Annotated in this window: 8 protein-coding genes; 6 read left to right on the top strand and 2 right to left on the bottom strand. The window is 50.8% G+C overall.

What is annotated here, in order from left to right:
* Both ABYT30_RS15120 and ABYT30_RS15115 read left to right on the top strand, forming a co-directional pair.
* A partial coding sequence (locus ABYT30_RS15120; protein ID WP_373097349.1) for a heavy metal-binding domain-containing protein occupies positions 1–154 on the top strand: 154 nt, incomplete at its 5' end.
* A 7-nt stretch (positions 155–161) separates the two neighbouring features.
* Positions 162–1,010 carry a M48 family metallopeptidase gene (locus ABYT30_RS15115; RefSeq protein ID WP_373097348.1) on the top strand — a complete coding sequence of 283 codons (849 nt, stop codon included), beginning with the start codon at positions 162–164 and terminating at the stop codon, positions 1,008–1,010.
* Here the strand turns inward: ABYT30_RS15115 and ABYT30_RS15110 are convergent.
* The gene (locus ABYT30_RS15110) at positions 1,005–2,210 is read right to left on the bottom strand and encodes an MFS transporter (RefSeq protein ID WP_373097347.1); all 1,206 of its coding nucleotides are present in this window, start codon (positions 2,208–2,210) and stop codon (positions 1,005–1,007) included. The genes ABYT30_RS15115 and ABYT30_RS15110 overlap by 6 nt on opposite strands.
* 331 nt (positions 2,211–2,541) lie before the next feature.
* Between ABYT30_RS15110 and ABYT30_RS15105 the strand changes: the two genes are divergently transcribed.
* On the top strand, positions 2,542–2,820 hold the full coding sequence (locus ABYT30_RS15105; protein WP_373082923.1) for a type II toxin-antitoxin system RelE/ParE family toxin: 279 nt from the start codon (positions 2,542–2,544) through the stop codon (positions 2,818–2,820).
* 22 nt (positions 2,821–2,842) lie between these two features.
* Positions 2,843–3,151, top strand: a complete 309-nt coding sequence (locus tag ABYT30_RS15100; protein ID WP_373082925.1) for a HigA family addiction module antitoxin — start codon at positions 2,843–2,845, stop codon at positions 3,149–3,151.
* A 173-nt stretch (positions 3,152–3,324) separates the two neighbouring features.
* On the opposite strand, the gene ABYT30_RS15095 is transcribed toward ABYT30_RS15100, so the two are convergent.
* Positions 3,325–4,002, bottom strand: a complete 678-nt coding sequence (locus tag ABYT30_RS15095; protein ID WP_373082926.1) for a methyltransferase — start codon at positions 4,000–4,002, stop codon at positions 3,325–3,327.
* 59 nt (positions 4,003–4,061) lie between these two features.
* Here ABYT30_RS15095 and ABYT30_RS15090 point away from each other — a divergent pair, with 59 nt between their 5' ends.
* Positions 4,062–4,439, top strand: a complete 378-nt coding sequence (locus tag ABYT30_RS15090; RefSeq protein ID WP_373082927.1) for a cereblon family protein — start codon at positions 4,062–4,064, stop codon at positions 4,437–4,439.
* A complete protein-coding gene (locus tag ABYT30_RS15085; RefSeq protein ID WP_373097346.1) occupies positions 4,440–5,177 on the top strand; it encodes a pseudouridine synthase in 738 nt (245 codons plus the stop codon).
* Positions 5,178–5,319: the final 142 nt, after the last annotated feature.

The following is a 5,319-nucleotide window of genomic DNA, read 5'->3' as shown; positions in this document are numbered from 1 at the left end:
GCAAGAACAGGCGCACGCCGCTGGCGCCGAGGCCATTATCAACACCAAACTAGAAACCAGCCGCATATCAGGCAATGGCAATAAAGGTATTGCCTCAGTTGAAGTCCTCGCCTATGGCACCGCCCTAATTCCAGTGCCCATAAAAGTAAGCTAGCGCTAGCATGGCATTCCCAAAACAAAATCCTAAAATTCCCGAGGGCATTAACACATCCGGTGATAATCCCTTGAAAGAGTTTTTTATTCTGCTCTGCGGAATACTGCTCGTGATCTGTGCAATCGCCACCCTACTGTTGCTATTTTCACATCAACTGGCGCCGCTAATCCCCTTTCGCTACGAGCAAGCCTTAGCCGATAAATTTAGCCAGCTCACCGGCGATAATAGCAGCACGACACAAACCAAGATCGACGCCGAGCTTGCACTTCAAGAACTTGGCCAGCAGCTCGCCGACAAATCAGCGCTAGCACCCGACATCCAACTGCATTTCCACCTTCTCGATGAGCCCGACGTACCCAACGCCTTTGCCACGCTTGGTGGCCATATCTTTGTCACCACCGGTTTATTGCGTGAAGTGCCTTCAGAGAATGCGCTGGCCATGGTGCTAGCTCATGAAATAGCCCACATCAAATTCCGCCACCCCGCGCAATCCATTAGCGGCGGCATATTAGTACAATTATTTTTAAGCATCGTAACCGGCCAAAATGCCGTCGCACTGCAAAATACGGTACAGCAAGCGGGTATCATGACCGCACTCGGCTTCAGCCGAAAAATGGAAACCGCCGCCGACCAGGCAGCCCTCAACACCCTAGAACAATATTATGGCCACTTAGCCGGCGCCGAAGATTTTTTTGAGAAGATGCTCGCCCAGCACCAGCAGGCCAGTTGGCAGGCGATATTTGCCAGCCACCCCGATATGCGGCAGCGGATTGAACAGATTAAAAGCCGGACTCAAAGCACTAAAACAGCAGCCACCAAGGCATTAGACCCTAGGCTCGACTACCAAAATTTATGAACTCGCCGTGGCGGCAGCCAGCCGCTTCCTTGTGATATGCCCCAAGAAAACCAAGCCCAGCAACCAAAAGACCGAAATACTCAGCGCCGTTTTTAGCACGCCATCCCATTGGTAATTAAAAAGAATCCAGCCAGCCGACAGGGCTGCTATGGCCTGCACACCGATAACACTGAACTCATTCGCCGCTTGAGCCTTAAAGCGCTCATCGCCTTGGTAACTTTCAGGGAGTAAAGCCGTAGCGGTCATAAACAACAGATTCCAACCAAGACCAAGCAGCACGAGGGCCCACCAATAATGCATCACCTCATGACCACTAAAGGCCACCGCAATCACCGCCAAATAGCAGATCAAACCCGCAACAATAAGACTCAGCCGCAGCCCTTTTTTAAGTAATTTCCCAGTGAGTAGCGAGGGCAAAAACATCGCAGCAATATGGGACTGAATGACAATTGTCGCGTGATTAAAACTGTGGCCGCTCATCTCAACCATGCTGAGCGGTGTTGCAGTCATCACCAAGGACATAACCGCATAGCCCGTCGCCGCCGTTCCCGCCGCGAGAATAAAGCTAGGCTGCTTAATTATACGGAGCAGCGAACGCTCTACTGAAATCTTCTCAGCCTCAACAACGCCCCGCTCTTGGTAAACACACATAATCGCGAAGGCTATGACCAACAAAATTGCCAATAACAAAAACGAACCCGCATAGCCCTGCGGTGAGGCAATAAGATCCCGCCCCAACGCGCCAAATTGCGGGCCAATAAAACCGCCCAGCAAACTCGCCAATAACGCCAAGGTCAGACCGTCTGCCTGCTGTTTTGCATTCTCTGCATTTTCAATGATGATAAACCGCCCCTGCTGCGCAAATGCCAGATTAAAGCCAAAGCAGAGGGTGGCAAAAATAAACAATAGGAAATTCACCTGCACCGTTGCCGCTAGTGCACAAAGCGCGCCGCAAAAGGCAATGAAGATACTGAGCAGAAAGCCATTTTTACGGCCAAGCTTACGCATAATCATGGCAGCGGGAACGGTAGACACCGCCGTGCCAATAATAAAACTCGCCATTGGCAAAGTTGCTAGTGAGGCGCTCGGCGCCAAACTACTACCCAGCAACCCGCTGACCAACACCATTAACGACGACGTCGCTAGGCACAACGAACTCACAATCGCCATGACGTAAATGTTTTTGGGTAGCTCAAACATGCCGCGCGCCTTGATCTAAATTGTAGAGTGAGAATAAATAATATCGGCGCAAAGCCCAGCCGTCTCGCGGTTTATTAGGATTATTCGCCTATTAGCGCGATAGCTTGCCGTCGTCGCTCCGTTATTCCCTATACGCCGTCATTCTAAACTTGATTCAGAACCCAGTACCTCCAAACTCGTTCACGGTCACCCCACCAGATATTGGACCAAGTCCGCAAGACAACCTTGTCATTAGCCAACAATTACCCCAAAACGCACTAGCGCAACTATGGTTTAGACCGAAATTTCTTAGCGCTTGAAGTATAACGCCATGCGTTATACCATGATCATCATGATTAAATCATTTGCTTGCAAAGATACGAGTAAAATCTTCCAAGGGAAGACTTCTCGGCGTTGGCGGGATATTCGCAATGTAGTTGAACGAAAATTGCAGATGCTTGATTCAGCCGCAACACTAGATGCCTTAAGAAGCCCGCCGGGCAATAAGTTGGAACCCCTTGAAGGTGATCGTGCTGGTCAACACAGTATTCGTATTAACAAGCAATGGCGCCTCTGTTTTGTTTGGAGTGACGCCGGAGTTTATGAAGTTGAAATTACAGACTACCATTAAAATAATGGTCAGGAGCTTTACGATGATCCAGAACAATATGCGAGCAATCCACCCCGGTGAAATTTTACGGGAAGAGTACGTACTTCCACTGGAGCTGAGTGCCAATCGCCTTGCCCGTGACTTACGCGTTCCAGTCACCCGCATTAGCAAAATATTAAACGAAGAGCGGGCTGTGACGCCAGATACTGCGCTGCGTTTGGCACGCTACTTCGGCGGTGATGCGCAATCTTGGCTAAACCTTCAATCAGCTTATGATCTAAAAACAACGCTACAGGATCACGGCTCCGAGATTGAACTAGATGTACGCCCCTATGAAGTCGATGCAGCTTAGGTACAAGCAGCCCGTCTCGTCGATACGGGCTGCACCCTCTTCACTGCTACGCCCGATAGACCGTCATTCTGAACTTGATTCAGAATCCAATACCACCCAATCAGTTAACGAAGACCGGGGTCAGAGTAAAAATTAGTTACTTACGGTTGGGGGCCGAGCAAATATCTTACCCCCTAATCCACCCGGCCCAAATACAAATTAACTTTAGAAAACTCGTCGGATTCAGCCAAATCCGGCACGGTGGTGGCGCGCTGATACGCCAGCCAGCCGTAACCCTCAAACTGAAAATTCTTCACCCGCGAGTCTGCAATCAGTACTTGGGGCGCCCGGGCTAAAAACGCCGGTAAGAGCGGAAAATTGCTTTTATCGTACAAAACATCGGCCACCAAAATCAGGTCGTATTGCTCACTGCTAGCAAAGAAATCCTCGCTGTATTCTAGTTCCACGCCATTCAAGTCGGCGTTGGCGCGGCTGGCCAAAATGGCATCGGGATCGAGGTCGCAGGCAATCACCGAGGCCGCGCCCGCCAATTTGGCGGCAATACCGGCCACTCCCGAGCCGCTGCCAAAATCCAATATACGTTTACCCTGCACTAGATGAGGATTATCAAAAATATAACGCGCCAAGACCTGCCCACTGGCCCAGCAAAACACCCAATAGGCGGGGTAATTCATAATGCGCTGGGTTTGCTCGGGGCTCAGGTCTTGCTGGGGGTAGTCAGCGCTGAGCAGCCACAATTTCATCTCCGGCACCTCGGGTAAGGTGGTGCTCGCCAGTTGGGCGTTGGGGATGTACTCCTGCAATCGTAGTGTCAGGTTCTGGCAATCTATCGCCGAAGAAGCTTGCCGCAAAGTGCATTTCCTTCTATGTTAGGGGTGTATGTGATGGCGATATTTTAGCGGAGTGTGCTATGAGTGGCCTACCAATTAAGCAATTAGTTCATGATGTTCTGCTGCAAGTTCACGAGGCAGATCAACAGCAGCTTATATACTGTCAAGACTGCCATCATCCGGTAACCGCGGAGAATTATAGAGTACAGGTACAAGGTGAGCACCAACACCGCTTTGTCAATCCGGACGGTGTGGTATTTGAATTGAGTTGTTTTCAGGCTGCGCCGGGTTTAATTATTGCCGGTAAAGCCACCGACCATTACTGCTGGTTCCAAGGCTTTGAGTGGCAGTACGCCCACTGCGAGTACTGCACTAGCCAACTAGGCTGGTATTACGAAAACGCCTTGAGCGAATCCTTTTTCGCCTTGATCTCAGGCTATTTACGCGCCGGAAAATGAGTGGCGTTTTCCGGTATACTGACCGCCAATTCACTGCAAACACCCTGTCTAATGAGCGCCAGCCCAGAAAACCCCAATGTCGATTTTATTGTGCCCTACTGCGATGAGGCCATCGGTTATTTACATTGCGACGATGACCTGCTCATTATCAACAAACCCGCCGGCCTGCTGTCGGTGCCGGGCCGCCACCCCGACAATAAAGATTGCTTAATTAGTCGTATTGCAGAAGTCTACCCCGACGCCAGCATTGTTCACCGCCTAGACATGTCTACCTCGGGCCTAATGATTATTGCCCTGCACAAAGACAGCCACCGCGCCCTGAGCCGTTTATTCCAAGACCGGAAAATTGACAAAGAATACCAAGCCGTAGTCTACGGCGAGCTTACCAGCCGCGAGGGTTTTATCGATTTACCGCTGGCCTGCGACTGGCCCAATCGCCCCCGCCAAGAACTGAATTTTGATTACGGCAAAAAAGCCCAAACCCATTACCTGCGCCAAGGCATTACCGAAGGCGGCCACAGCCAAATACTGTTAACGCCTATTACCGGCCGCTCCCACCAATTGCGGGTACACACCGCCAGCATTGGCCACCCCATTTTAGGCTGCGAGTTTTACGCCCACCCTGCCGCCAAGGCCGCCGCAGATCGGCTGTTACTGCACGCCTCGCGCCTGCGCTTTACGCACCCCTACACTGGCGAAATACTGGATATTCAGCACAGCGCCGAATTTATCGATTAAAGCCTACAATGAGTGTTTTGCCGTGCTTATGGTAAAAATCAGGCAGGGCACTTTATGGCATGGGAGTTTTTGAGCGCAAAAACTGGCAGGTACTGGATAAAAAGCGGACGGTCACAAAAAAGGGCTCTGACCCCTTTCATTT

It is taken from the genome of Zhongshania sp. (genome assembly GCF_041623545.1).
Taxonomy (GTDB): domain Bacteria; phylum Pseudomonadota; class Gammaproteobacteria; order Pseudomonadales; family Spongiibacteraceae; genus Spongiibacter.
The sequence above is the reverse complement of the archived record's forward strand: the minus strand, read 5'-3'. Positions and strand labels throughout refer to the sequence as shown.

Bases quoted from the DNA above. Each gene is read 5' to 3' on its own strand.
- ABYT30_RS15115 (WP_373097348.1), top strand. From the start codon at position 162: ATGGCATTCCCAAAACAAAATCCTAAAATTCCCGAGGGCATTAACACA.
- ABYT30_RS15110 (WP_373097347.1), bottom strand. From the start codon at position 2,210: ATGTTTGAGCTACCCAAAAACATTTACGTCATGGCGATTGTGAGTTCG.
- ABYT30_RS15105 (WP_373082923.1), top strand. From the start codon at position 2,542: ATGATTAAATCATTTGCTTGCAAAGATACGAGTAAAATCTTCCAAGGG.
- ABYT30_RS15100 (WP_373082925.1), top strand. From the start codon at position 2,843: ATGATCCAGAACAATATGCGAGCAATCCACCCCGGTGAAATTTTACGG.
- ABYT30_RS15090 (WP_373082927.1), top strand. From the start codon at position 4,062: ATGAGTGGCCTACCAATTAAGCAATTAGTTCATGATGTTCTGCTGCAA.